25 protein-coding genes are annotated in these 25803 nt (G+C 39.4%); 14 read left to right on the top strand and 11 right to left on the bottom strand.

What is annotated here, in order from left to right; genetic code table 11:
• Nucleotides 1-403 precede the first annotated feature (403 nt).
• The gene (locus tag ACI48O_RS15830) at nucleotides 404-1507 is read left to right on the top strand and encodes a cytochrome-c peroxidase (RefSeq protein WP_435562807.1); all 1104 of its coding nucleotides are present in this window, start codon (nucleotides 404-406) and stop codon (nucleotides 1505-1507) included.
• A gap of 270 nt (nucleotides 1508-1777) precedes the next feature.
• Here ACI48O_RS15830 and ACI48O_RS15835 read toward each other — a convergent pair whose 3' ends face one another.
• Complete coding sequence (locus ACI48O_RS15835) at nucleotides 1778-2455, bottom strand: SOS response-associated peptidase (protein WP_435562808.1); 678 nt, start codon at nucleotides 2453-2455, stop codon at nucleotides 1778-1780.
• Between the two features lie 206 nt (nucleotides 2456-2661).
• Between ACI48O_RS15835 and ACI48O_RS15840 the strand changes: the two genes are divergently transcribed.
• Nucleotides 2662-3831, top strand: a complete 1170-nt coding sequence (locus ACI48O_RS15840) for an SLC45 family MFS transporter (protein WP_435562809.1) — start codon at nucleotides 2662-2664, stop codon at nucleotides 3829-3831.
• Nucleotides 3832-3986: 155 nt separating this feature from the next.
• Nucleotides 3987-4349, top strand: coding sequence for a Na-translocating system protein MpsC family protein (locus ACI48O_RS15845; RefSeq protein WP_435562810.1), 363 nt, complete (start codon nucleotides 3987-3989; stop codon nucleotides 4347-4349).
• 66 nt (nucleotides 4350-4415) lie between these two features.
• On the opposite strand, the gene ACI48O_RS15850 is transcribed toward ACI48O_RS15845, so the two are convergent.
• Nucleotides 4416-5303 (bottom strand): MBL fold metallo-hydrolase, encoded by an 888-nt coding sequence (locus ACI48O_RS15850; RefSeq protein WP_435562811.1) that lies wholly within the window; start codon nucleotides 5301-5303, stop codon nucleotides 4416-4418.
• Nucleotides 5304-5697: 394 nt separating this feature from the next.
• Between ACI48O_RS15850 and ACI48O_RS15855 the strand changes: the two genes are divergently transcribed.
• Entirely contained in the window at nucleotides 5698-6147 is a 450-nt protein-coding gene (locus tag ACI48O_RS15855; RefSeq protein WP_435562812.1) for a DUF5392 family protein, read from the top strand.
• Between the two features lie 43 nt (nucleotides 6148-6190).
• On the opposite strand, the gene ACI48O_RS15860 is transcribed toward ACI48O_RS15855, so the two are convergent.
• From ACI48O_RS15860 to ACI48O_RS15875, 4 genes are all read right to left on the bottom strand, one after another.
• Nucleotides 6191-6502, bottom strand: coding sequence for an ArsR/SmtB family transcription factor (locus ACI48O_RS15860; protein WP_435562813.1), 312 nt, complete (start codon nucleotides 6500-6502; stop codon nucleotides 6191-6193).
• A 114-nt stretch (nucleotides 6503-6616) separates the two neighbouring features.
• Nucleotides 6617-7105 carry a cytochrome c-type biogenesis protein CcmH gene (locus ACI48O_RS15865; protein ID WP_435562814.1) on the bottom strand — a complete coding sequence of 163 codons (489 nt, stop codon included), beginning with the start codon at nucleotides 7103-7105 and terminating at the stop codon, nucleotides 6617-6619.
• A 176-nt stretch (nucleotides 7106-7281) separates the two neighbouring features.
• A complete protein-coding gene (locus tag ACI48O_RS15870) occupies nucleotides 7282-7944 on the bottom strand; it encodes a formate dehydrogenase subunit gamma (RefSeq protein WP_435562815.1) in 663 nt (220 codons plus the stop codon).
• The gene (locus ACI48O_RS15875; protein WP_435562816.1) at nucleotides 7928-8950 is read right to left on the bottom strand and encodes a 4Fe-4S dicluster domain-containing protein; all 1023 of its coding nucleotides are present in this window, start codon (nucleotides 8948-8950) and stop codon (nucleotides 7928-7930) included. The genes ACI48O_RS15870 and ACI48O_RS15875 overlap by 17 nt, the downstream gene beginning before the upstream one ends.
• Nucleotides 8951-9162: 212 nt before the next feature.
• On the opposite strand from ACI48O_RS15875, the gene ACI48O_RS15880 reads away from it, so the two are divergent.
• Entirely contained in the window at nucleotides 9163-11154 is a 1992-nt protein-coding gene (locus ACI48O_RS15880; RefSeq protein WP_435562817.1) for a DUF2325 domain-containing protein, read from the top strand.
• Between the two features lie 90 nt (nucleotides 11155-11244).
• On the opposite strand, the gene ACI48O_RS15885 is transcribed toward ACI48O_RS15880, so the two are convergent.
• On the bottom strand, nucleotides 11245-12297 hold the full coding sequence (locus ACI48O_RS15885) for a cytochrome-c peroxidase (protein ID WP_435562818.1): 1053 nt from the start codon (nucleotides 12295-12297) through the stop codon (nucleotides 11245-11247).
• 247 nt (nucleotides 12298-12544) lie between these two features.
• Here ACI48O_RS15885 and ACI48O_RS15890 point away from each other — a divergent pair, with 247 nt between their 5' ends.
• The 5 genes from ACI48O_RS15890 to sdaAA all read left to right on the top strand — a co-directional run bounded on the left by ACI48O_RS15890 (nucleotide 12545) and on the right by sdaAA (nucleotide 17355).
• Nucleotides 12545-13387: an ABC transporter ATP-binding protein gene (locus tag ACI48O_RS15890; protein WP_435562819.1), complete on the top strand. Its 843-nt coding sequence runs from the start codon at nucleotides 12545-12547 to the stop codon at nucleotides 13385-13387.
• Nucleotides 13320-14075, top strand: coding sequence for an ABC transporter permease (locus tag ACI48O_RS15895; protein ID WP_435562820.1), 756 nt, complete (start codon nucleotides 13320-13322; stop codon nucleotides 14073-14075). Before ACI48O_RS15890 ends, ACI48O_RS15895 begins: the two co-directional genes overlap by 68 nt.
• A 271-nt stretch (nucleotides 14076-14346) precedes the next feature.
• On the top strand, nucleotides 14347-15363 hold the full coding sequence (locus ACI48O_RS15900) for an ABC transporter substrate-binding protein (protein WP_435562821.1): 1017 nt from the start codon (nucleotides 14347-14349) through the stop codon (nucleotides 15361-15363).
• A gap of 355 nt (nucleotides 15364-15718) precedes the next feature.
• A complete protein-coding gene (gene sdaAB / locus ACI48O_RS15905; RefSeq protein ID WP_435562822.1) occupies nucleotides 15719-16378 on the top strand; it encodes an L-serine ammonia-lyase, iron-sulfur-dependent subunit beta in 660 nt (219 codons plus the stop codon).
• Between the two features lie 71 nt (nucleotides 16379-16449).
• Entirely contained in the window at nucleotides 16450-17355 is a 906-nt protein-coding gene (gene sdaAA, locus ACI48O_RS15910; protein ID WP_435562823.1) for an L-serine ammonia-lyase, iron-sulfur-dependent, subunit alpha, read from the top strand.
• Nucleotides 17356-17680: 325 nt separating this feature from the next.
• Here the strand turns inward: sdaAA and tatC are convergent, their stop codons facing one another.
• The 4 genes from tatC to ACI48O_RS15930 form a co-directional block, all read right to left on the bottom strand.
• Nucleotides 17681-18388 (bottom strand): twin-arginine translocase subunit TatC, encoded by a 708-nt coding sequence (gene tatC / locus ACI48O_RS15915; protein ID WP_435562945.1) that lies wholly within the window; start codon nucleotides 18386-18388, stop codon nucleotides 17681-17683.
• An 88-nt stretch (nucleotides 18389-18476) separates the two neighbouring features.
• Nucleotides 18477-18677, bottom strand: a complete 201-nt coding sequence (locus tag ACI48O_RS15920; RefSeq protein ID WP_435562824.1) for a twin-arginine translocase TatA/TatE family subunit — start codon at nucleotides 18675-18677, stop codon at nucleotides 18477-18479.
• 55 nt (nucleotides 18678-18732) lie between these two features.
• Complete coding sequence (locus tag ACI48O_RS15925) at nucleotides 18733-20352, bottom strand: PhoX family protein (RefSeq protein WP_435562825.1); 1620 nt, start codon at nucleotides 20350-20352, stop codon at nucleotides 18733-18735.
• Between the two features lie 260 nt (nucleotides 20353-20612).
• Nucleotides 20613-21152: a helix-turn-helix domain-containing protein gene (locus ACI48O_RS15930; protein ID WP_435562826.1), complete on the bottom strand. Its 540-nt coding sequence runs from the start codon at nucleotides 21150-21152 to the stop codon at nucleotides 20613-20615.
• 187 nt (nucleotides 21153-21339) lie between these two features.
• Between ACI48O_RS15930 and ACI48O_RS15935 the strand changes: the two genes are divergently transcribed.
• The 4 genes from ACI48O_RS15935 to ACI48O_RS15950 all read left to right on the top strand — a co-directional run bounded on the left by ACI48O_RS15935 (nucleotide 21340) and on the right by ACI48O_RS15950 (nucleotide 25785).
• Nucleotides 21340-22119 (top strand): DODA-type extradiol aromatic ring-opening family dioxygenase, encoded by a 780-nt coding sequence (locus tag ACI48O_RS15935; protein WP_435562827.1) that lies wholly within the window; start codon nucleotides 21340-21342, stop codon nucleotides 22117-22119.
• 44 nt (nucleotides 22120-22163) lie between these two features.
• Nucleotides 22164-22589 carry a DoxX family protein gene (locus ACI48O_RS15940; protein WP_435562828.1) on the top strand — a complete coding sequence of 142 codons (426 nt, stop codon included), beginning with the start codon at nucleotides 22164-22166 and terminating at the stop codon, nucleotides 22587-22589.
• A gap of 128 nt (nucleotides 22590-22717) precedes the next feature.
• Nucleotides 22718-23251 (top strand): DinB family protein, encoded by a 534-nt coding sequence (locus ACI48O_RS15945; RefSeq protein WP_435562829.1) that lies wholly within the window; start codon nucleotides 22718-22720, stop codon nucleotides 23249-23251.
• A 704-nt stretch (nucleotides 23252-23955) separates the two neighbouring features.
• Nucleotides 23956-25785, top strand: a complete 1830-nt coding sequence (locus ACI48O_RS15950) for an assimilatory sulfite reductase (NADPH) flavoprotein subunit (RefSeq protein ID WP_435562830.1) — start codon at nucleotides 23956-23958, stop codon at nucleotides 25783-25785.
• The last annotated feature ends 18 nt before the right edge of the window (nucleotides 25786-25803 follow it).

Raw genomic sequence — 25803 nt, forward strand, 5'->3', positions numbered from 1 at the left:
ACACTATTTCTCTTACTCATAGTGGACTCCTCCCCTTATGACTAAATTGTACTCCTACTAAATTTAGGTGTCCAAATTAGTAAGGGGGCTAAAAAGATATAGACCAACTTTTAAAATATATCGGACAACTCTAAAAATATATCGGACAACTTTACCCGGATATGCTCGCTGAATTAGACTTATGCTCGTTAAAACCCACTTATGCCCGTTTGCCCGATGATGATTGATATAAAAATGATGTCCCTATTATTTACCAAATGAAAGGATATTCTTTTAACAAACAAACAAAGATTGTTAATTTTATCACCGTTAATAATTTATTCACATTATTATCCTCTCTTTCTTGGTTGCTCAAATTATAATGAGAATAGCAACTAATAAAACACAAGCGGGGAATACAGCTATGAAAAAAATACAACTCAGTTTGCTGATTATATTTTTTATCAGTATCAGTTTAATAGCATGTTCGAATATAGAGGAAGTGTCTCCACCGACAAAGGTTAAGGAACAGGAAGAAACTAAAAAGGAATCCAAAGAATTGGATCCGAAGGTTATTTTAGCTAGTTTGCAAAATCATTCGATGGTTGCGCCACTGGGAGATATTCCGATTCCAGAAGATAATCCAATGAATCCGGAAGTTCTTAAGCTCGGGAAGGCATTATTTTTTGATCCCCGTTTATCTGGGAATAACGAGGTTAGTTGTGCAACGTGTCATGACCCCAATTTAGGCTATGGTGATAACCGTCCTACTTTTAAAAAAATTGATGGCACTGAAGGCGCGAGAAATAGTCCCACTGTTATTAACTCTGGATATTACACATCAAACTTTTGGGATGGACGAGCTTCAAGCTTGGAAGAGCAAGCGCTGGGTCCAATTGAAAACCCGAACGAAATGAATCAAAAATTGGTCGAGCTTATCCCAGAATTAAAAGGAATTGAAGGCTATGACGCGCTTTTTAAAGCTGCGTTTTCAGAGGGGATTACCGAGCAAAATATTGCTAAGGCCCTTGCAGCTTTTCAAAGGCAAATTGTCGTTAAAGATACCCGTTACGATCAATTTTTAAATGGGGATACCGAGGCATTATCCCAGCAAGAACTTCGTGGACTAAATTTGTTTACGGGGAAAGCATTTTGCGTAACCTGTCATAATGGCCCGAATCTTTCGGATAACAAGTTTTATAATATCGGAACGAAAACTGAGGATGAAGGACGCTATACGATCACCAAGATTGAAGGCGATTTGGGAAGATTTCGAACTCCAAGTTTATATGGAATTACTCATACAGCCCCTTATATGCATAACGGGAGTATCGCCACACTCGAAGAAGTAATCGAATTTTATGATCGTGGCGGCGACGGTCACCCTAACACAAGCTTCTTTATGAAGCAATTTATGAAGCCGGTCGGGTTAAGCAGCGAAGAAAAAGCGGATCTCTTGGCTTTTTTAAAGACTCTTGGCGGGAACCCACCAATCTATACTGCACCAGAGCTTCCGGGGATGAAGTAGGCAGAACGAATATAAAAAAAGGCTAGGAAAACTAAAATGTTTTCTAGCCTTTTTTGTGTTTTAGAAAATTATAGAATTCAAAGCTGTGGATAACTATTGCACAGTTAGACTCGTCCAGCTCCAGCGCCCAGCTCCTAGTGTACTTCGCCCACCTCCCTACGATAAGTCAACATCGAATCGCTATCGCTCTTCGTGTTTCCTTTATCTCAGTCGATGTGCTCCAGTCCTGTCGTGAGCTACCCGGGCGCTTTCGCTTTTGTTTTTGGATACTTAGCAAATTTTTTGAATTAATTGGGAAGAATTGTTTTTGGGTGAATTTACTAGCTGACTAACCTCGTATGCTTCCATTAAGGCGCTATCAAGCGGTTGTAAAAGATGATGGAGATAATGGGTATCAGTAATTGCAGGGTCGAGCCATACTTTTTCATCCTCAGGCTTCAATATGACAGGCATTCTGTCATGAATATCCCGGACAAGCTCGTTTGGCGTTGTGGTAATCACAGAACAAGAAAAAATCGATTTTCCGTCAGGTGATTTCCAGTGCTCCCACAGACCTGCCATTCCAAATAACTCATCATTCCTAAGTTTAATTCTCATAGGTGTTTTATTTTTTGGATCCGTTCTCTTCCACTCATAGAAGCTATCAGCGATAATCAGGCAGCGTCTTTTTTTAAAGGCTTCTTTAAAGCTTGGCTTCTCAGATAGAGTTTCTGAGCGGGCATTAATCATTTTGAAGCCTATTGAAGGATCTTTTGCCCAAGGCGGAATAAGTCCCCACTTTAAATACCCCATTTTATTTATCAAGCCATTATTAATTATTGCTAAAACGGATTGTGAAGGTGCCACATTGTAGCTGGGTAAATAGCCTTCCTCATCAAGAAATGCTTCAACATCAAACCTGTTTAAAATCTCCTCCAGTGTAGAAGTTAACGTAAATCTCCCACACATTCCCAGCACCTCCAATCCATTTTTTTATAATCGTATCAAATCTAGTCTTGAAATACAAAAACCGTAAGCAATCTGTTATTTTGTAAAATGAAAACGTTAACTGAAAGATGATAAAAACAAGCAAATGGAAGTGTTACTATGCATAAGATAGTAGCACTTCCTTTTTGCTTGGAAACGGGCATTGAGTGGGAATAGAGGAGATTAGCATGAAAACAACTTGGTTGTTAGGCTTTGGTTTTTTTAGCATTAGTATTGGCTGGGCATTGTATAATGGCTTTGTTCCATTTTTTCTTGATCATTATCTAGGCAGTACAGCACTTATTGGCTTTTTGATGACCCTCGATAATTATGTTGCCCTATTTTTACAACCGTATATTGGGAATCTTAGCGATCGGACCAAAACGAGGTTCGGTCGCCGCATGCCTTTTTTATTAATAGGGATCCCAATTGCTGCTTTATTTTATGGGCTAATTCCTTTTCATCAAAGTTTAGCTTCATTAATCATTTTTATGATTTGCATGAATTTATCGATGGCGATTTTCCGGACTCCGACGATTGCACTCATGCCGGACATTACCCCAGAGCAAGAGCGGACAAAGGCAAATGGGATCATTAACTTTATGGGTGGCTGTGGCGCTATCTTGGCCTTCAGTGTTGGCTCCTATTTATATAAATTGGACCCTTCTATTCCTTTCCTAGTTGTTTCAGCTGTTTTTTTAATAGCTTTATTTGTAATATATTACAATATTAATGAAAACCGAGATGCGATTAGGTATATCACTCATACCGGTGATAAAATCGATTATAAAAATGAATTAAATGTACCGACTATTTTATTGCTTGCCTCAATCTTCTTTTGGTTTATAGCAATACAGGGAATGGAGGCATTATTTACCTTATATGGTGTTAAGGAGTTAGGCTTATCAGTTAGTGCTTCCGCATTTTCGTTAGCTTTCTTCTCGTTAAGTTTTGTCCTTTCTTCAATTCCGTGCGGACATTTAGGGGCAAAATACGGTATGAAAAAAATAATCGTAATCGGGGTCCTTGGCTTGGTTATTGTTTTTATTGTATTAAGTTTTATAGAAACAATTCTGGCGTTAAGGATGACGTTGTTGGTTGGAGGGGTCTTTTGGGCCTGTATCAATATTAATGCGTATCCATTCATCGTCTCAACGGGGAAAAAACAAGGTTTCGGAACGAGAACCGGTTTGTACTATTTGGTATCTTCACTTTCAGCGATTATTTCTCCGCCAACATTGGGCCTACTTGTTGATGTATTTGGGTTTGGAATCTTATTTTATGCTGCTGCAGCTAGCATGCTGTGCGCACTCGCATGTTTGTTAAAAGTCCCTCAACCTGAAGTACTTTCCTCTTGATGATGTCCATTTTAACTTTGTCATAGAATATGATAGCGGCAATTGGCTCATATCTAAATTTTGGAGAAAACATTGGTATAATTATTTTGGTTATAATACCATATAAAAGATATGCTGATTTTTTTTTATGAAATGGAAGAGGTGCTTTAAGGATAATGTCGATTGGAGATTTAGAAAATCAAATTAGTAAAGAATTAACAAAGTGGGAAAAAGAATATTTAGGTCGTGGCTCTGTATTGGTCAAAACCGATATCCTGCGAAATATGATTATAGTATTATTAAGAGGCATTCTTTCATCTGCAGAACAAAATGTTTCGAAAACAAGCGACGGTTTATTATCGATAAAACAAAACCGTGCCCAACTAATAGAGTCTGGAAGGGAACAGCTGGAAGAGATCATCTATAATTTAACGGGGGAGAGAGTGATCAGTTTTCATACTGACATTAGCACTCGAACCGGGGAAAGACTAATTGTGTTTATCCTTGAAAATAATTTGCAGAAAAAGTTTCAGAGCTAGTTTCTATTTCCTGATTAGAACATAAATTTAAATAACAAGCTATAAAGGGACGCACATGGCGCCCCTTTATTTTGTGAAAATCTTTACCCCGGTTTCAGGGACGGTTAAACCCAACCGTTCTAAATGCTTGCGAACTCCAATGCGTTCCCACATTTTAAAATATGGTTTGGCAAGTGCATGCTTAGGATAGAAAATGCCAACACTAGTCAGTTCATCAAAGTTCATTCCCTGGCGAACGTGCTTTTCAATCAATTCATCCCGTTTGTCAATGATAGAAAGATAGTTTCCCATAGCTTGTTTAAATTCTTGTTTGGTGAAAATTCCTTTTTGATGTCCAGTGATAAAGGTGTCTGCATCAACGGTTAATAGTTGATTTCCTGACCTAATAAACTCCTCTATATCCCCATCGGTCCCGTTATACCAAGGGCCGAATGAAGTCATGTCATAATCCCCGGCATAGACAACTCCGAGGTCCGGGAAATAGGGGCAAGATAATCCCTTCGTATGACCAGGTGTGTGCAAAAATTGGACCTTTATCCCACCAAAATTATAAATCTTTTCATACTCATAAAAGTCCGAAATTTCTTCGAGGTTTTTCACCCATTCGGCTGGAATTGATTTTTCCCACTGCTCTGCACCGTCTGGTCCCCATTCCTGATAGATACCATATACCTGGGCAACACCTTTAATTGTCCGTGATGTTCTGAACTCAATCGGATTAATCCATTTAGCTGCATTAGGGAAACGATGGTTATAAGTAGTGTGATCGGGATGATAGTGAGTATTCACAATTAATTCTACTCCGTATTCCCGTTCAATCTCGCGAAGCGCATTAGGGTCTGCACCGGAATCGATCAGCACCTTTTCCTGACAATCGATAAACAAACTTCGTGAAAAGGGAACCTTGCTATTTTTAGGTCCTTCCACAATAATAATTGGGCCAATACGATTCAATGTTTTCACCTCTTATTAATAGGGGTATGGGTTTAGATTTTTTTGGATGTCGAAACGAATGAGAAATGAATGGTTATTCATTCATTATACCACATAATCGTCGTTCTTCCAATTTATACTATATAAATAGGTAAAAAGGATATCAATAGTGTTTTGGTAAAACATCAAACCCGTTTTTTTTTTGCATAGACACGTACCACTCATGTCTAAGCTAGTTGTAATTTGCGTTGAATTAACTTTCTTTTAATACGGTGAAAAAGGGAAGAATGAGGACAGCCAAAGCTAAAGCAAACACGGCGATAGAACCAAGTTTACTTTTTTCGATTTTAACCACAAATTGGAGGAGGATATTTTTTATTTCTCTTCAAATAATATTTATAAGGATGTGGTTAAGATGAAATTTTTCATCAGTGACAATATGCCGATGTTTATTAAAAAAGAAATGGAACAATTACAAAACCATATTTCTCCAATAATGACAAAAATGTCGAAATATATGTTTTGGGCTACACCGTTAAAGATCATTTCTTTTTTTAACCTTTTTTTAATTTTGTTTTTAACACCACAGACGAATGACAATTGGACTGCATTGATGCTCTACGCAGTTCTAGGTGCAGTTGGAATGGCGCTGTCAAAAGAAACAAAGCATCAGCAAGCGGAACTTCACAAACTAAGTGTTAACTATATAGTGGAACGCATAAAGAAAAGTGACATCATGTCCGTTTACCGAAAAGAAGCCTATTTCCGGCTAGTCAAGGAACAACCATTTAGAATGATGAACCATTTTATTAATTTCTTAAGGGAAGAAAACGAACGAAGAAAAAGGGAACTAAATCTTGACTAGCTTCTTCTTGAAATAAAAAAATGCGTGGCCCATTTAAAAATGGTCACGCATTTCTAATATTATTACCTAAGGATTGAATATATTGAACCAGAAATTCATCCGCACAATGAACCAACTTTTTGATATCATCATTTCTCAAACTGTAAAATACTTTTGACCCATCCCTTTCGCTTGAAAGGATTCCTGCGTCTTTAAGAATTTTTAAATGTTGAGATAGATTTGCTTGGCTAAATTCAACGTTCCCGTTTAATTCACATACACATTTTTTACCATCTAAAAGAAATAAGATAATCTTATATCTAATGGGATGTCCCATGGCTTTAAACATTTTTGCAATTAACTCTTCTTTTTGCATTTATAGACAGCTCCCTAGGAATCCTTAATGGTTTTTATAATATAGCCGTTAATTCTATATTATAAAATATGCTGCTATAATGTTTCAATCTGAATTTTTTTCGGTAATCTTGATTTATAAAATTTGTTTCCGCTCTTCTTCAATAATGGAATGATATATTTCTGTTTCTATATCTGTAACTGGCTGTTCGGTTCCAGTTTGTAGGGCCGGTGTAAGCTTTTTCCACTTTTTAATTAAAATGAAAATCAATATCAGTACCAGGAAGATCAACAGAAACGGGGTAACCCAAAGAGTCAGGTTAAACCCTTTTTTAGGAGGTGCTTTTAAAGCTTGAACGCCTAATTCTTCAACATAATAATCTAATATTTCCTGCTTTGTCATCCCTTTTTCAAACATTTCGGCTACTTCTTGATAATATAATTGTTTAACACTACAAGATGCTACATCATCATTTCCATGACCCTCCATCGAGAGCATATCAACGGTAGCTTGAAACTCAGGGTTAGAATAATCAAATTCATTTTTTACATTACTTTCTGCTGAAACGCTTATTCCCCCGAAAAGAATGGAAAAAAGTATTATGAAACCTGTAATTCTTTTCATAATCAACCTCCTCTTATATTTTGCCCTAAAAACCTATCGGGGTATTATTGGGCGTGCAACTACTTATGGATAAGAACTTCATTAGCAACAATTTAATTATATTACTATTTAATTAAATGCTTATTAACTTAATTTGACAAAATTGAAAACGATTGAATTCCCATTTAATGTTCCACTCATTTTTTGAGTTTCTTATACCACAGAGGGTGGCGGTGTTTAACATAATCTTCATCAACAAACCCAGAAAACATCCCAGGCAATAATTTCCGATTTGCTTTAATAATAAACGCCAGCAAATGTGCTCCAATTAAAACTATTAATCCAATGGTTGAGAAATTATGAATATTGGTCGTAATCGTTAATAAAGTTTGTGGAACATCAAATAAATTTGCATTTTTGGCTATTTTGATAAATCCGGTTAATATCAAGAATAAAACGACGATTCCTATTGCTGCGTATGCAAGCCTTTGCTCAGCTAAATACTTCTCACTTGGGGGTTCTTCTCCCTTTGTAATCATCGCTTTAATGATTTGAACCGATTCCTTTACATCTCCTCTTTTCGGCATAATATCAAATTGTTTTTGCAAGAGATGAAAAAAAATGTGGTAGAAAACGATAAAAATAAGTACGATAGCACCGATATAATGGAGGATCAAAGTAATTGAATAATCACCGAGCCATTCTGCTCCGGGAATTTTGACGACATTATAGCGTTTATAAACGGGCATTTGCCCAAATCCTGTAATAATCAGTGAAAAAATCGAAGCGGCGGTTAACCAATGAACGAGACGATTTGACCGACTCTGCCTATATACTTTTCCTTTATTCTTCTTTTCCATTGCTGTTTGCTCCCTTCAATTTTCGATACGCAGCGAAACCGGCAGCTGTTGCTCCAGCAATTGGGGCAATCGCCGCACCTAATGCCATCCCGCTTAACGTATCAAGCTTATTTTCTACTTTAATATTCATCGCAGGTCTGCCAGGGGATAAGTCATTTGTTTCTTGTTTATGCTTTTTTATCGCACTGTCGATTTTGGCAAATGGAACTTTAGATACATATAAAGTTGCTGTACCGCCATTTTCTTTATCACCATAAACGTAGCCATTGATCTCTTTTGCTCGAGCATAAGCGAGGGTATAAATATCTTCTTTTGTTCCAAATGTAATAGCTTGCTTTGGACATGCGGTAACACAAGCGGGTTGTTTGCCTTGACGTAGTAGGTCTACACAGAAATCACACTTATACATGACACCGCCTCCGATATACTCAGGTGCCATTTTCATATAAATCCCTACTCCAGCCTGCCTTTGCGGTATATCCCATGGACAAACATCCCTACACTTGGCTCCGCCCATACACATACCATCATCAATCACAACGGCCCCATGTTCATCCTTACTTATGGCACTAAATGGACAAAGGCCTTTGCAGGTAGGATGATCACAATGCATACAACGGCGGGGGATGAAAACCTCTTCATTCTTTCCGTTATGCTCCACTTCAACCCGATCAACAAAAGTCCAATTGTAAGGGGTTAAACGATTGGTTACATCCTGTTTATCGGACCAGTCTTCATATTTTTTTTGCGGCCAATATGGTTTTAACTCGTCTTGATTAACCTTCGGAAACTGTTGTTGATTTTTATTCCTGCATGCAACTACACAAGCGGGGGTATCTTTATCTTTACAGCCATCACAAACAGTTAAGTCAATTAGAGTTCCCTTTTCACTGTTAGTGTTTTTGTTTGCAAAAGCCTTGTCACCAGTTGCCAGCATCAAGCTTCCGACAGTCAGTGCGGCTCCAGATCTTTTAATAAAATCTCTTCTATTTGTTTTGTCGTGCACATTAATTCCTCCTCGTTATACCTACATGGGTATATAATAATACCTATTAGGGTATTTTGAATGTAATAAATATCACACCCATCTGGATTTTTTACGATAATCATAGGTGACCAGCTAAAAAATCAATTGTAGTTGGACTTATGGAATTCGTATAAGTTATTATTTTAATAAAATAATCATCGTAATTTAGCGAACAAAAAGGGGAAGAACAGGTGCTGATATCCAACGTTAAACCGGATCTAAATTCAATCGTGCATTTTTTTGATCATCAACACCATTTTTACACAAAGATATTTGTGTATTTTACTAAAAATAATCAGCGGTTGAGAGCGGAATTATTATTCCCTTTCCATAAAAGAAGTCATTTCACTCTTGATACACTTGAGATCTATCATCATGATCAATGGACGAACAAAAAGGGAGACCCTCAACTGTATGGAATGGCTCTTGCAGATCATTCCATTATTGCGCTGCTGGATAAAACAATCGCGAATATCGAAGCGAATGAAAAAAATAAGCTTGAAAAAAAATTTAGAAGAGTGGTATCCGAGCTGGCGGCAAGACTTGCAGAAGAATTGAAATCTTATGGTCTGATTGATTTTGAAATCAGTGCGGATTATTTAAACATCTTAATAAAAGTTGAAAAAAACGGTGGAGTCTGCGCTGTCCAGATCGAGACAAATTATTATTTTTCGCAATCAGTCAATGAGGAAGAATTAATTGAAGAAATTGCCCAACAGAATGTTGTGAAAATCATTCAAAATCTTGAAAAACACACAGAAGCCAAGGAAAATCAAAAGATTTTTGTCACCACGATACCACTTCTAAACCCAATTTCAGAAGAGGAATATAAAACCGATATTCTGGAAGTATCCATCCAATCTGCGGGACAATGTCCCTCCTGTGATGGTGCCGTTTTTAGCAGTCAATCATCTCCTATAAATATAAATCTAAGGTCGTTGGAAAGTCATATTGATGACCTTCTCATCATGGTTGTCGACGAACCATTGGTTTGTAACGAATGCCAAACCAGTGTTAAAAAGGAAAGAATCTTAATAAAAGATCTCCAAGCCAACAAGCCGTTAGCAGAACGATTTATAGATGACCTAGTCTTGCTTGGAACGTTAGGGGACCATGAGGAGCTGCAACGGGTATTAACAGCAGCTGTAGAGCATCGTCACTTTTTTCACCGGTTTGAGGAATCCTTTTGGTCTGCTTATTCCTTTGTAGCACTGAGAAAATGGGATGTTTATATTGAAGAGCTGACAAGGAAAGAACTTTGGCACGCTTTGCAAAACTTTTACCCGCAAGTTCCAAAAAACATCTCGAAAGAAAAGCTGCTTAGTAGGGTAAAGCAGCTTGGGTTAACCGAAGAAGAAAAAGGGATCTTTTGGATGAAAGCCAATGAAGCGGTGATCAGACATTATTTACTACTAACCGTATTTGGGTGGGCTGTGAAAAAGGAGATTGGACTTCTAGGCCAAAATCGAGCACAGTTTATTTTTCAATACTTACCGATTCCTACAGAGTTAAAGCCTTTTTATGAGAAACATGCCTCGATATTTACAGATAAAGGAATCCATGAGGCTGTTAAGTTACAAAAGACAATCGACCGCCAACATGAATTCTTGAAACAATTGCAGCAGGAGAATGGACGCTTAACTGAAAAATTAGGGGAGTCTTATAAAAGAATTAGTGAGCTGGAGCAATCGACTGCAACAATCACTCATGAGTTCCGAAGTAAAACGGATATATTAAAAATCCAGCAGCTTAAAGGCTTGATTGAGGAACTTAAGTTTGAACTGGACCAAATACCCCAGCATCAAGTAGAAGCGGATGAACAAAAGGAAGGGATTGTATTATCCGAGGAACCTCTTCATCAGGAGGAGCCAGTTTCGCTTGAAACGATTTTACAAGGGAAGAGTATCCTCATTTTAGGGGGGTACCGAGCAAAGCAGACAAGGGAAGAGAATGGCTATATCATCCAAACTCATGATGCTCGAATACTGGATCCTACCTTTTATGAATTAGTACGTCAAGCAGATGTGATTATCGTTTTAACCCGATTTATTTCGCACAGGGCAATGTGGGAAGCAAAAGAATACGCAATATTGGAGGAAAAGCCGATTCATTTCACTGCTTTTACGAATATCCCAACAATCCTCACGGAAATAGTATCTCTTAAAATAGTGCAACCTTCTTAAATAAACTGATTTTTTTTAGGAAGCAAACGGTGTGGGAACCATAGCAAAAGCGTGCTTTGTCTAGCACGCTTTTTTCAATGGTATTGGTCATTACATTCCTGGCAGCTCCGGTTTTTCAAAGATTGGCGGTTCGCCGCCCAATGTTTTTAAAAACGCTAGCAAATCGGCTTTTTCCTGCTTCGTTAAGTTTAACGGCATGAAATTTTTAAAATAAAAGCTTTTGTTTCGGTGGTCACCGCCGCCATTATTATAAAATTCAATTACATCCTCCAGTGTAGCAATGCTGCCGTCACGCATGTACGGGGCGGTATGAGTAATTCCATACAATCCTGCAGTCCGGAACTTTCCGACATCCCCCGCTTTTTTTGTAATGGCAAATAGGCCTTCATCATCACTTTCAATCCCGGTATTATAAAAATTATTATCGGAAAGGTTTGGTCCATTATGACATTTTGAACAAAAGGCTTTGTCACTAAACAAGCTTAACCCACGCAGTTCTTGAGCATTAAGTGCTTTCGTGTCGCCCTGTAAAAAACGATCGTACGGAGTATCCGTTACAACAATTTGCCGTTCAAATGCAGCAAGGGCTTTAGCAATATTTTGTTCGGTAATGCCCTCATTAAATGCCGCCATAAAAAGGCCTTCATAGCCATTTATCGCTTTTAATTCTTTGACAAGCTCATCCATTTTTTGATTCATCTCGTTTGGATTCTGGATGGGTCCAAGTGCCTGCTCCTCTAATGAACCTGCCCGTCCATCCCAAAAATTCACTTTATAATACCCTGCGTTAATGATGGTTGGGCTGTTTCTAGCTCCATCACCGCCGTCATATGTTTCGAAGGTTGGGCGGTCATCGCCATACCCTAAATTTGGATCATGACAAGAAGAACAGCTTCTCTCGTTATTGCCAGATAGGCGCGGATCAAAGAACAGCTTTTGCCCGAGATCCAGCACTTCGGGTGTCATCGGGTTATCTTCCGGGATGGGAATGTCACCTATAGGGACTAATGGACTATCATTTTTCAACGAAAGCAATAACTCCTTAGGATCAACTTCTTTTTTTTCAACTTCCTCTTTGTCGGTACAGCCAACTAAAAGGAACCCCAATATTAATAAAAGCATCGTTAATGTTATTTTTCTCATGAAGTATTACCCCCCTTAAAATAATCTTCACGAAAGCCTTTTTTCAATAATAAGTATAATTCTTATTTTTGGAAAAATAGGGCGAGAATTTGACCAAATTATTAAAGATAGAGATTTGCGAATCTGAATGAAATAACTAAAAAAATCAAAACATTACAAAAAATAGTTGACAAATTTGGTCGATTTTAGCATTATATAATACATGAATACCAATAAGTTTACTTGGGATTAAAACGAGGTGAAACACATGTATCTTACGATCGATGGAATTCAAAAAAGTTTCATTAACGATAAAAAGGAAAATTTGAAGGTCCTAGACGATATAAATCTTGAAGTTGAAAAGGGCAGCTTTGTTTCGATTGTTGGGCCATCAGGCTGCGGAAAGTCAACATTATTATATTTAATCGCTGGCCTTGATCAGGCGGATAAAGGGGACATTCGTGTAGCAGGGAATAAGGTATCGAAGCCTGGACCAGAGCGAGTGGTTGTCTTTCAAGAAGCAGGATTATTCCCGTGGTTAACGGTTCTAGAAAATGTAACATACGGATTACAAATTAAGAAAATGCCGAAGGGTGAGGCAAAAGCAAAAGCGCTTGAAGTGTTAAAAATGGTTCACCTCAGTAAATACGTGGACGCCTATCCACATCAATTATCAGGCGGGATGAAGCAGCGGGTGGCTATTGCTAGAGCACTTGTTATGGAACCGGACATCCTGTTGATGGACGAGCCCTTCTCAGCACTAGATGAACAAACAAGAATGGTATTGCACAAAGAACTGCTCGAAATTTGGCGGAAAACGAAGGTGACAATTTTCTTCGTTACGCATAACATTCGCGAAGCAGTATTGCTCTCCCAACAAGTGGTCGTTTTTGGAACACGTCCCGGACGAATCAAAGAGATTGTTTCCGTTAAAACCATGAAGGATGGCGTTATGCCAGACAGTGTAACTTTAAGTAAAGAACAGAAGATTTTATCTATTTTACAAGAAGAGATCGAAAAAGTATTAAAGGAGGAGATGGGTGATGACTACAGCTTTAAGACGAATCATATTCATCGCGATGATAGCGATAATATGGGAAGTCACATCTAAGTTCTCCGGTCTCCCGCAATTCATGTTCCCAAGCCTGACTCAGGTTTTCGATACATTACTGAATGGTCTGGTGAGCGGTCAAATAACAACCGCCATTGGGAAAAGTATGGGCCGTATTCTATTAGGTTTTTCAATTGCTATTATTCTAGGAATAATCATGGGATATTTTATTTGGCGCTATAAGCTAGTAGAGGATACACTTGGCTTTCTTGTCACCGCACTGCAGTCGATTCCAAGCATCGTTTGGTTTCCGTTAGCCATCATTTGGTTTGGCTTGAACGATGTTTCAATCTTGTTCATCGTAACCATTGGGGCTACTTGGACCATGACTGTTAATGCAACAAGCGGGTTTAAAAATGTTCCGCAGCTCTATCAGCGCGTAGCTAAGACATATGGTTCGACTGGGTTCCACTTCATTCGGACCGTGATTTTACCCGCTTCAGTTCCGCAGCTTATTTCTGGTTTGCGAGTTGCTTGGGCCTTTTCTTGGAGGGCTCTAATGGCTGGTGAGCTGCTTGGTGGCGGCGGAGGTCTAGGTCAGCTATTAGAAATGGGGCGCTCGCTCGGACAAATGGATCTTGTACTATCCGTCATGTTCATCATTGCAGTGATTGGTACAGTTGTAGACAATGTCGTCTTTACTCGCTTGGAACGGAATGTCCAAACAAAGTGGGGAGTTAAGCGATAATCAAAAGGAAATTTTAAGGCTTTGCTAAAGAACAATGTTGATTTTGAACACTCTGTTGATTGGAGCGGAAGGTGCGAGACTCCTCTAAAATGCTTAGGCATTTTATCGTGCGGTGTTCATTCAAGGATGATTATTCACGTCCTGCGGGAGAAGGTGTCACGGAAGACCCCACAGGCGCTATGGCGCCGAGGAGGCTCCCGGACTCCCCCTAAGGTGCGCGAGCACCTGGAGCGGAAATCAACAGCCAAATTTAAAAAAAGGGGTAGTGAAAATGTTGAGAAAATCATGGGTATATTTACTGATATCTGCATTATTGATTGGAATTTTAGCAGGTTGCACAGGAGCCGATACTGAAAAAGACAAAAGTGATGCTAAAGGGGAGCAAACCGTAAAAATTGGCTATTTTCCTAACTTAACTCATATTGCAACAATCGTTGCACTTGAAAAGGGCTATTTTAAAGAAGCGTTTGGCAAAGGTGTAAAAATTGAAACGAAGACAGTAGCAAACGGTGGCTTGTTTATGGAAGCGATGGCGACAAAAGCAATCGATATCGGAACAGTCGGGCCTGGTCCGCTGCTAAACTTCTACGTGAAAAATCCGGAGTACCACATCGTGTCTGGTGCAGTAAACGGTGGTGCTGTCCTTGTAGCAAGAGACGGAACCGGTATTTCAAATTTAAAGGACCTCGATGGAAAGAAAGTGGCGATTCCGGTTATTGGAAGTACCCAGGATGTTATGCTTAGAAAAGCGCTTAAAGATGTTGGTTTAAAAGCAAAAACAAGCGGCGGGACTGTCGATTTGTTCGCAGCAGCTCCGGCAGATACGGCTGGGCTATTCATTCAAAAATCCGTTGATGCCGCAGCAACTCAAGAGCCTTGGGGCTATGTCCTGGAAAACCAAGCAGACGGTAAGCTTTTACTAGATTGGGATCAATTTGCATGGGGGAAAGAATCAACTAATACGGTGGTGGCTGCCCGCAAGGATTTCTTAGACAAAAAGGATCTAACGAAGGCTTATTTATCAGCCCATCAAAAAGCGGTTGATTTTATCCAAAACAATCCTGAAGAAGCCCAAGACATTGTTATTGCTCATCTTAAAGAATTAACCGGAAAAGAATTAAATAAAGATGAAGTGAATGCAGCGTTTTCTCGTCTTATTGTAACAACAGATGTAAATGAGAAGGTTATCCAAGAGATGGCGGATATCAGCAAGGAAGCGGGCTATATCCCAAGTAATAAGATTGACGGTTTGATTGATTTAAGTATATTAAAAGAAGCTTCGAAATAATCGAAGAAGCCAAGACCACATTAATGGTGAGACTTGGCTTCTTTTATTTTGAAAAAGAATGGTTGTAAGAATAATTCGTGTTACCTGAAATGCCAAACGAGCATAGCCCGGGGTTAAATGATTTAAATGCAATTTCAATGGTTAATCAACGGATTATCTTGTTCATTAGGTGCCATGGACCAAAATAAGAATGGTTCATGGCACTTTTCAGTTGCGTAAACAATAATAGCGATTTCCCATAAAAATTTTATTTGAATCCTATTATAAATATGGTATGATTCAGCAGGCGAAAAATTATTTTAATATAATTTAGTAGGTTAACCAAGGTATTAACAAAAGAAAAGGAGCGGTAGTGATGAAATATCGTTCAGCTTTTGACATCATTGGTCCAGTCATGATTGGACCATCCAGCTCACATACAGCAGGCGCAGCCCGTATTGGGCGGGTAGCCCGAACATTATTTGAAAAACAGCCAAAAAGGGCCGTAATCTCTCTTTACGGTTCATTTGCTAAAACGTATAAAGGACATGGGACGGATTTGGCACTTGTGGCCGGGCTTTTAGATTTTGATACGTTTGACGAAAGAATACCAGATTCGTTGGAAATCGCTGAAAAGGCTGGATTAGAAGTGATTTTTATAGAAGAAGAAGCGGTTCCGGAGCATCCGAATACGGTAAAAATAAATCTATATGATGATGAAAATGAACTTGAAGTGATCGGTATCTCAATCGGTGGTGGAACAATTGAAATCACGGAGATTAATTCGTTTAAGCTGAAACTCTCTGGAGATCCAGCGATCCTCGTTATTCATCAGGACCGCTATGGAATTATTTGCTCGGTAACGACTGTTCTATCAAAATATGAAATCAATATCGGTCATATGGAGGTTGCCAGAAAAGAAAAGGGTGAAATGGCGATAATGGTTATTGAGGTCGACCAGAAAATAGAGGACGCAGTAATTAAGGAACTAAAAGAGCTTGAGAATGTTAAGAAAGTAATTAGGATGGTCGAGTAAATAAACTAATAGAGCGTTGGCAGAGATTTGGAGCTTACCACAGAAAAAATCGAGCATCAGGAGGACAAGCCATGTTTCGGAATGTAGCCGAGCTTGTTGAATTAGCAGAACAAAATCAAGTGAAAATCGCCGAGATTATGATACGGCAGGAAATAGAAATTTCAGGTTTAACTCGCGAAGAGATCATTGCAAAAATGGATACCAATTTAACCGTTATGGAAAAAGCGGTAGAACGCGGGCTTAAAGGAGTAAAATCGCAGACCGGTTTGACAGGTGGAGACGCAGTTTTACTACAAAATTACATCAATAGCGGGCGAGCATTGTCTGGACCATTGCTATTAGACGCAGTCAGTAAAGCGGTTGCCACAAATGAAGTAAATGCTGCGATGGGGGTCGTTTGTGCCACTCCGACTGCAGGTTCGGCAGGAGTTGTTCCGGGTACATTATTTGCCGTGAAGAATCAGCTCAATCCGACTCGGCAGGAAATGATAGAATTTTTGTTTACGGCAGCTGCATTCGGATTTGTCGTCGCCAATAATGCATCAATCTCAGGAGCAGCCGGTGGATGTCAGGCAGAGGTTGGTTCAGCTGCAGGAATGGCGGCGGCAGCAATTGTTGAAATGGCAGGCGGTACACCTCAGCAATCAGCAGAAGCCATGGCAATCACCTTAAAAAACATGCTCGGATTAGTTTGTGATCCGGTCGCAGGACTCGTTGAGGTTCCGTGCGTCAAGAGAAATGCAATGGGTGCTTCGAATGCATTGACGGCGGCAGATATGGCATTAGCAGGCATCACGAGTAGAATTCCGTGTGATGAAGTGATTGGTGCTATGTACGCAATTGGCCAATCCATGCCGGCTACGTTGCGCGAAACGGCCGAGGGTGGACTTGCTGCGACTCCAACAGGAAGAAGACTGGAAGCGGAAATTTTTGGGGCGCCGAAAGCGAAGCTTGTCGATTATTTGGTGACCAATTAATTTTGATAAAATAAGGCGCAGGGCACTATGTGGTTTTTCAGTGCACTGCGCTTTTTTTGAGGTTTAGGTCGGGGATTATTTATGTTTTGGTGTATTTTTTTATTTACTCTTTGTAAAAAGAAAGAATTTCCATTAGTGCCCTAACCCATGAAGATTTTTTTAAAAAAGGGAACTAATGCCCTAGTTAGTGCCCTAAATCATGATGCTCTCCAACAAAAAGGGAACTAATCCCCAGTATTGGAGACCGAAATCCTAATCGTATCAGAAAATCAGTCACCAATAGCCCTATCCCAATTGTGTATACTAAACAATCAATATAAAAATACTACGCAACTGGCACCATTTTTTGCTTTCGTCGATATACCACTTTTGACAATAAAACACTGCATTCATAAAGAAACAGTAGGGGAATTACGACCAAGACATCTGACAGAAGGTCTGGAGGAGTAATAAAAACCGCCGTAACAATCAAGATAAAATAGGAATACTTCCTCATTTTTTGCAGACGGTAAGGGTTCAATACTCCAATACTGGTTAAAAACATGATAATAACCGGAAGTTCAAATAGAAATCCGAAGGGAAGCGTCATATGAACGACAAATTTGAAGTATTTTTCCGTCGTAAAAAAGTTCATCATCACCCCGTCTGATAAGGAAAGCAGAAACTGAAACACAATTGGAAATATGACCAAATAGCCAAAGCTTATTCCAACGATAAATAATAGAAATAAAGCCGGAATATAGGATAACGTAACTTTTTGCTCATGCTCCTTTAAAGCGGGCCGAACAAAAAGCCAAACCTGATGAGCAGCAATCGGGATTGTTCCTGCTATCGCTACAACACTTGCTAACAGTAAATAAACCCATAAAATATCACTTGGACCAAGAATGGCAAGCTTTACAGGCAGATCTTTTACAAGCCATTTATATATATCCTCTACATATATAAACGAAAGTATAAAAAGCAGTATAAAAGCACCAAGGGTAATCATAATCCGCTTCCGCAGTTCCTCAAAATGACCAATAAGGTCCATATCTTGATTCACAATCTTTAACCTCCTTCATTAAAAAGAAGATGCAAGCAGCCACGGCTATCCTGCATCTTACATAATATCTCCTGAACTAAACGGTTTTTTCTTCAGTGTTTTTCGTGGTCACCTTGCTAGGTTCATCATCGGATACTAATTCTCTCGTTGATTTTTTAAATTCTTTAAGAGTGGACCCGACCGCACGCCCAAGTTCAGGCAGTTTTGACGGGCCGAAAACGATGAGCGCAATGACAAGAATCAATATTAAACCGGGAATCCCAATGTTTTGCAGCATGGAAAGCACCTCCTTCTAGATATTAGTCGAACCTATTAGTTGTTTGACTAGTCGATTACTTGCTAAAGCTTCCGCCTTGTATTGCAACTAAGCAAGAGCGTCCAAACTGCTGACCAGGGTATGGATTCCATGTCTCAGGATGCTGAACGTCTAAGAATAAAGTACGCTCATCCGGTGACAACCACGGACCTGTCATCTCACATCCCTTTGGACCTGATGCGAATTGGTGCGGGATTCCATAGCTTTTGCCATCAGTAGGAATCATGAACACACCGCAGTTCTTATAAGCCGCATACACATTATCTTCAGTGGCACTGTAGTCTTCAACAACCCAAAGGTTCCCTTTGCTGTCAAAATGAAGATTATCCGGGCAGGTAATACCGCTCTGTTGTCCACCAGAAATAAATACTTCAAACGTAAATGAATCACTGCCATGGTCACTGTTAGCAGGGGCAAAACGGATCACTTGACCATGGAAATTTCCGTGACCGGAGTTATTTGTTAAGGCTAAGAAGACCGTTCCATCAAGCGGGTGAATTTCTACATCCTCAGGACGATCAAGTTTTGTACCACCAACTGCTTTTGCAGCTGCTCGTGCGTTCGTTAATACTGCAGCCTGATCAGCAAATTGACTTTGAAGGGCAGGATTGGTTGCATGATCAAGCGCTACCCATTTTTGTTTGCTAAGATTAGCGACATATAAAGTTCCGCTCTCTAAAATATCGAAATTTGCTTCGCGATTTGTAGGATTGAACGGTTTACTGCTAATAAATTTATAGAAACACTCATCACCTTTATCGTCGCCCATGTATACAACTACTCTTCCATCCTTTGTTAATCCCATTGCTGCATTTTCGTGAGCAAAACGGCCAAGTGCAGAATGTTTGCGAACAGATTTATTAGGATCAAACGGATCTACTTCGACCACCCAGCCATAATGACTATTATCGAAATTTGGCCAACCATAAGAGCTGCCATATTCAGTATTTTCTTCACAGGATAAGACGGTATTCCATAACGTCCGGCCACCGCTGCAGTTTCCAAGAGAACCCTCGACCTTAGTTGCCCCATTAACAGCTTTACTTCCGCGAGCAGGACCGGTTAATTCGATAGGGGTTGTCCCATCGACACGGCGGTTGTATGTATCATTTTGAACGAGTTTCCATTCACCATTTTCTTTCTTAACATGGATAACCGATCCGCCAACCGCTTCTTTTTCCATTTTTAGTAGATCAGGATATTTAGCAAGATCTTCTTTTCTAAAGTTGGCTGGATTCATTCCTAGCAGTTTCAGATAATTTTCAGGTTCAGGAAATTCATGATTGATCCAGATTAAGCCTTCTTCAGAATTATTCCCGCCTGTTAAGCTATCAATTGGAAAATAGACGGTAAGGTCTGCAGCATCTCCAAATTTTTCACCCTTTGAATTGATGACATCACCATAAGAGGCGATGATATTGTATTTGTATCCTTCAGGAAGCATTAATTCGTCCTCCCAAGTCCGGCTTACCGGTTTGAACGGTGCGGTTAATGGCTTTCCAGTTCCAGAAGGTTGTCCATTCATTAAATGATTTGCTGTCATAGCATTTCCTGTTAAGGTACTAATTCCGGTTGATGCTGCAACTAATGCGGCAGTACTGCTTCCTACGTATGTTAGAAATAAACGACGATCCAATGTGAGTCTCCCCTTTAATCGATATAATATTTTACTATCTTGATTATAAGTTTAGTAATATAACGATGTTAATAAAGGGGGTGTAAAGAATTGTTAAAAGATTATGAAAACTTTAAGGGTTTGTAAAAGCAGGACCGTTGGTTATAAGGAATTTGTTTCCGGTTTTAAATAAAAGAGACTGGCTCAATTAGTCATTTTAAATCACCATTGAGCCAGCCTCTATTGGAATATTTTAAAATAATTATCATCAGAAAAAATAGTTAAAAAACATCATTCAATTCCGTATCTGAATAAACCGCGATTAACACGACGGATTTTTTATCCCCGATATTTTTCACAAAGTGCGGTACACTGGCATGCCAGCTGAACGAATCACCTTCTTCTAAAATCACCGAGTCTTCGCCTTGTTGGGCAAGAATTTTGCCTTCCAACACTAAATGGCATTCTTCCCCTTGGTGCGCAATCGCTTCACCCATGGAAGCGCCTGGAGGACATTCAACACTCATCAGCCTTAATCCACCAATCGATGTTAAATGTTCGATTTTTAAACTATTTAAAGCGGAATGCGTTCTTTCTTCTTTTCTAACAACCCGCATATGCTGCTTTTTTTCCAGCAATAAGTAGGGGAGTGGAACATCAAGAAAGCTCGCGATGGTCTGCAAAGTATTAATAGATGGAGATGTATTATTGTTTTCAACATTGCTGATAAACCCTTTTGAAAGGCCGGTCCCTTCACACATTTGGGCAATCGTAATTTTTTTTCTATTCCGGATTGCACGAATCTTAGATCCAATATCCAATTTTTCCACCTCAAATGTTTCCTAATAAAAAACTTAATTTTATATTAGCAAAAAAACCATTGACAATCTAGAGTGCGAATTGTTATCTTATAAACAACAAATATTCATATTAGTAAACAAAACGTAAAATATATCAGAACAGAATATAGTGTTACACTAGAAAAAAGACAAAAAGGGGGATGAAAAGATGATTCCAGCTTATTTTATTGCTCACGGCGCACCGCTATTGGCGATTGAAAGAAATGAATATACCCAATTAATAAATGAGTTAGGGGAAAAGCTGCAGCGTCCGAAGGCTATTATTGTGTTTTCTGCTCACTGGGAGTCGGGTGTCCAACAGGTGAGTGAAGTAAGTGACTATGAAACGATCTACGATTACTATGGATTTCCTGAAGAAATGTACCGCATTAAATACCCGGCAAAAGGGGAGCCGAAAGTTGCTAAAGAGATAGAAGCGATGTTAGCGAATCAGGGGATTCCTTTTGAAGTGGATCGTAAACGCGGACTTGATCATGGGGCGTGGGTCATTCTAAGTATGCTCTACCCTGACGCCGATATTCCGGTCATTTCGATGTCCGTCGCTCCCAACTTAACCCCAGAGGAGCAGTACAAAATTGGAAAATCGTTAGCGGAATTGAGAGAAAAGGATATCTTAATTGTTGCCAGCGGCGGAACGGTTCACAACCTTCGTGCCGTTCGATTTGGGGAAGAAGATGGTGTGGATCAATGGGCGCTGGCATTTGATCAGTGGTTAGAACAACATATTACAGCCTGGGATTTAGAGTCACTGTTCAACTATTCGACTTTAGCACCAAATGCTCAGTTTGCCGTTCCGCCACATGGGGCTGAACACTTTATACCGATTTTCTACGCCATGGGTGCAGCTGACAAAGATCGAACAGCCAAATTGCTGCATCGCAGTTATCGTTATGGAAATCTAAGCCATAGCATTTGGCAATTTGGATAATGTTCTTAATATAAAAAATAATTACTTCTAAGGGGAGAAAAACAATGAGAAATCATGAGGTTGGAACATTAATTTTACGGGTAGTATTAGGATTAACCTTCTTTGTACACGGGTTAGCTAAGTTTCAAGGGGGAATAGAAAATACAGTTGGCTGGTTCGGCAGTATTGGATTGCCTGGATTCTTAGCCTACGGTGTTGCTATATTAGAAACTGTCGGGGGCATCGCTTTAGTTATAGGACTAGGGAGCCGCGTAATATCTGCCTTATTCGCAATATTAATGCTTGGAGCAACGATAAAAGTAAAGCTGGCACTTGGCTTTTTAGGAAATGGGCAAATGGCTGGGTATGAATTAGATATTGCCTTATTTGCGATGTCATTGGCGATTGCTATTACTGGCAGTCAGTTGCTTTCAGTCGATCAGCTCCTTTTCAAAGAGAAAGAGTCAAAGGGTAAAAGTTCAGCTGCATAATGAAGAATGACAAACAAGGCTCCGTTTTGGTGACCTTGTTTTTTTATGGAGATCTTCTTTAGACAAAAGATGAAATAGTCCAATCATACAGGTAAAATAAAAGATAAAAGGTGGAAGGAGAGATATACATGAAAAAGCAAATGGACCCTAGCGAGTTCGCCCCGTATTATGGACCCTACATAAATGCCGTTCCCGAAGGTGACATCTTCGAGACATTACATCAGCAATTGGAGGATACTGTAAAACTTTTTAAAAACTTAAATGAAAACCAGGCCGAGTTTCGTTACGGTCCTAATAAATGGAGCATAAAGGAAGTCTTCGGTCATATGACAGATACCGAGCGAATCATGGCGTACCGACTGTTGGCGATTGCGCGCGGGGAAACATTATCACTCCCAGGTTTCGATGAGAACGAATATGTTCGACATGCAGAATTTGACAAACAAACTCTGGAAGAACTATTAGAACAATTTACAATAGTCCGCAAGTCCACTTTAGCTTTATTAAAAAGTTTATCGACTGACGCATGGCTTCGTCGTGGAACAGCGAATCAACACGAAGTGAGTGTTCGTGCCCTTGCATTTATTATTGCCGGCCACGAATTGCATCACCGAACCATCATTAGTGAACGGTATATACAATCTGAAGGATTTCCAAGTTAGATTCGACTTTGTAAGGCAGTCTCCAAAAATAGTTGGGGGACTGCCTCTTTTAATTTTGTTATTCGCATTATTGAGATTGAACCCAGTTCTGTTCTTTATGATGCAATTTCTGTTAATTTTCGGGGTGATTTTTATAAAAAATCAATTTTTTTTGAAGAATTGCCCTGGATTTATGATGAAATTGGTTATTTTTCGATAAAAAATCTGTTATTTCATTTTAAATAACACTTTTTTGGGGATTTTTTGCTTTTTTATAAAAATATTTGCCCGCGGGAAGGCCGTTATGCTCATCTAAATATGGATATGGGACATTTCAAAAAATATATGGTCTAACTTTAAAAATATATAGACCAACTTTAAAAATATATAGACCAACTTTAAAAATATATGGTCCAACTTCCAAATTATATGGGACAAGTCTCAAGATATATGGTACAAGTTTCCCCTATATGCCCATCTTTACCCCTTTATGGTATAAATCTAAAAGATCAAATGCACCCACGCAGTCCTTACACCAAGCCCCTTTTAGCCCCAACAAATTAACTAAATATTTTTAATTATAATAAAACCTATTTGACACATAGGAATTGTGTGTATATTATAAAACTATCATTATTTTAAAAAAAGAATAAGACAAGTTAACCATAATCGTAAAACTAAATTTGCGCACGATAAGTTTATATTCATTAGTGAGGTGGATATTGTTGCAACTACAAGTAGAAAACAGTCCGTTTAATCATGAGCAGGCGGAGCTTCTTAATCGGCTTCTGCCAACCTTAACTGAATCGCAAAAGGTTTGGTTAAGTGGTTACTTGGCCGCAACTCAGGCAGCCGTATTTGTTCCGGGTACAACAACTACAGGTAACACTACAGAAGTTTCAGCTCAACCGATTGGGCAAACAACTCCAAAAGAAGTAACCATCCTTTTTGGTTCACAAACTGGCAATGCCCAAGGTCTTGCAAAAAAGACAGCCAAAACGCTAGAGGTAAATGGTTTTCAGGTTATCATTTCATCGATGGGTGATTTCAAACCGAATAATCTTAAAAAAGTCCAAAATCTTCTTATTGTCGTCAGCACCCATGGTGAGGGTGAACCACCGGATAATGCTCTTTCTTTCCACGAATTTCTTCATGGTAAAAGGGCTCCAAAACTGGATCATTTCCATTATTCTGTTTTGGCACTTGGTGACAGCTCTTATGAATTTTTCTGTCAGACTGGAAAAGAATTCGATCAACGACTCGAAGAACTTGGCGGGACCCGGCTTTATCCCCGCTTCGACTGCGATCTTGACTTTGATGAGCCTGCAGCTGAATGGCTCCAAGGTGTACTTTCAAGTTTGACGGAAGGACAAAGCGGAACTTCTGCTGCGATAGCCTCAACTGGAGCAACTCAAGTTATCGAATCAACTTATTCCAGAACCAATCCGTTCAAAGCGGAAGTACTAGAAAATATAAATTTAAACGGTCGTGGGTCTAATAAAGAGACTCGTCACCTTGAATTATCGCTTGAAGGTTCGGGCCTATCCTACCAACCAGGTGATAGCCTCGGAATTTATCCGGAAAACGATCCAGAGTTAGTTGACATGTTACTTGAGGAGTTGAAATATAATCCGCAAGAAACAGTAACCTTAAATAAACAAGATGAGACAAAAACACTTAAGGATGCTCTAACTTCCTATTTTGAAATAACCGTTTTAACAAAACCGCTTCTTGAAAAAGTGGCTCTGCTTTCTGACAATAAGGATTTACAAAAGCTTTTAGAACCAGGTAATGAAGAAAAAGTAAAAGCCTATATAGACGGACGTGATTTGCTCGACTTCGTCCGTGATTTTGGAGCTTGGGGCAATTCGGCTCAAGACTTTGTTTCGATTCTTCGCAAAATGCCGGCCCGTCTTTATTCGATTGCAAGCAGTTTATCCGCCAATTCGGATGAAGTGCATCTTACGATCGGCGCTGTCCGTTACGAAACACATGGACGTAATCGTAAAGGAGTTTGCTCGATTTTAGCAGCAGAGCGCTTGCAGCCGGGCGATACACTTCCGATTTATATTCAGCACAATGATAATTTTAAGCTTCCGGACAATCCAGAAACTCCGATTATTATGATTGGTCCTGGAACTGGAGTAGCACCGTTCCGAGCTTTCATGCAGGAACGTGAAGAAAGTGGAGCGACCGGTGCAGCATGGATGTTCTTCGGGGATCAGCATTTCGTTACCGACTTTCTTTACCAGACAGAATGGCAAAAGTGGATCAAAGACGGTGTGCTGACGAAAATGGATGTTGCTTTTTCACGTGACCAAGAGGAAAAAGTGTATGTTCAACACCGTATGCTTGAACACAGCAAGGAATTGTTCGACTGGCTTCAAGACGGAGCAGCAGTTTACATTTGCGGTGATGAGAAAAACATGGCGCATGACGTTCACCAAACTTTAATTGAAATAATTGAAAAAGAAGGCAATATGAACCGTGAACAAGCGGAAAGCTATTTAGCTGAAATGCAACAGCAAAGACGCTACCAGCGCGATGTATACTGATTTTGCAGTGAAAGGAGA

Origin of the sequence: Neobacillus terrisolis, from assembly GCF_051233475.1 — a bacterium.
Lineage (GTDB): Bacteria > Bacillota > Bacilli > Bacillales > Cytobacillaceae > Bacillus_BU.

What these genes read in the sequence shown, in the direction of transcription:
- ACI48O_RS15870 (WP_435562815.1), bottom strand. Translation starts at nt 7,944, where the DNA reads ATGGAAAAGAAGAATAAAGGAAAAGTATATAGGCAGAGTCGGTCAAAT.
- ACI48O_RS15890 (WP_435562819.1), top strand. Translation starts at nt 12,545, where the DNA reads ATGTATCTTACGATCGATGGAATTCAAAAAAGTTTCATTAACGATAAA.
- ACI48O_RS15830 (WP_435562807.1), top strand. Translation starts at nt 404, where the DNA reads ATGAAAAAAATACAACTCAGTTTGCTGATTATATTTTTTATCAGTATC.
- ACI48O_RS15885 (WP_435562818.1), bottom strand. Translation starts at nt 12,297, where the DNA reads ATGAGAAAAATAACATTAACGATGCTTTTATTAATATTGGGGTTCCTT.
- ACI48O_RS15840 (WP_435562809.1), top strand. Translation starts at nt 2,662, where the DNA reads ATGAAAACAACTTGGTTGTTAGGCTTTGGTTTTTTTAGCATTAGTATT.
- ACI48O_RS15835 (WP_435562808.1), bottom strand. Translation starts at nt 2,455, where the DNA reads ATGTGTGGGAGATTTACGTTAACTTCTACACTGGAGGAGATTTTAAAC.
- ACI48O_RS15935 (WP_435562827.1), top strand. Translation starts at nt 21,340, where the DNA reads ATGATTCCAGCTTATTTTATTGCTCACGGCGCACCGCTATTGGCGATT.
- ACI48O_RS15865 (WP_435562814.1), bottom strand. Translation starts at nt 7,105, where the DNA reads ATGAAAAGAATTACAGGTTTCATAATACTTTTTTCCATTCTTTTCGGG.
- ACI48O_RS15855 (WP_435562812.1), top strand. Translation starts at nt 5,698, where the DNA reads ATGAAATTTTTCATCAGTGACAATATGCCGATGTTTATTAAAAAAGAA.
- sdaAA (WP_435562823.1), top strand. Translation starts at nt 16,450, where the DNA reads ATGTTTCGGAATGTAGCCGAGCTTGTTGAATTAGCAGAACAAAATCAA.
- sdaAB (WP_435562822.1), top strand. Translation starts at nt 15,719, where the DNA reads ATGAAATATCGTTCAGCTTTTGACATCATTGGTCCAGTCATGATTGGA.
- ACI48O_RS15920 (WP_435562824.1), bottom strand. Translation starts at nt 18,677, where the DNA reads ATGCTGCAAAACATTGGGATTCCCGGTTTAATATTGATTCTTGTCATT.
- ACI48O_RS15895 (WP_435562820.1), top strand. Translation starts at nt 13,320, where the DNA reads ATGACTACAGCTTTAAGACGAATCATATTCATCGCGATGATAGCGATA.
- tatC (WP_435562945.1), bottom strand. Translation starts at nt 18,388, where the DNA reads ATGGACCTTATTGGTCATTTTGAGGAACTGCGGAAGCGGATTATGATT.
- ACI48O_RS15845 (WP_435562810.1), top strand. Translation starts at nt 3,987, where the DNA reads ATGTCGATTGGAGATTTAGAAAATCAAATTAGTAAAGAATTAACAAAG.
- ACI48O_RS15860 (WP_435562813.1), bottom strand. Translation starts at nt 6,502, where the DNA reads ATGCAAAAAGAAGAGTTAATTGCAAAAATGTTTAAAGCCATGGGACAT.
- ACI48O_RS15900 (WP_435562821.1), top strand. Translation starts at nt 14,347, where the DNA reads ATGTTGAGAAAATCATGGGTATATTTACTGATATCTGCATTATTGATT.
- ACI48O_RS15945 (WP_435562829.1), top strand. Translation starts at nt 22,718, where the DNA reads ATGAAAAAGCAAATGGACCCTAGCGAGTTCGCCCCGTATTATGGACCC.
- ACI48O_RS15940 (WP_435562828.1), top strand. Translation starts at nt 22,164, where the DNA reads ATGAGAAATCATGAGGTTGGAACATTAATTTTACGGGTAGTATTAGGA.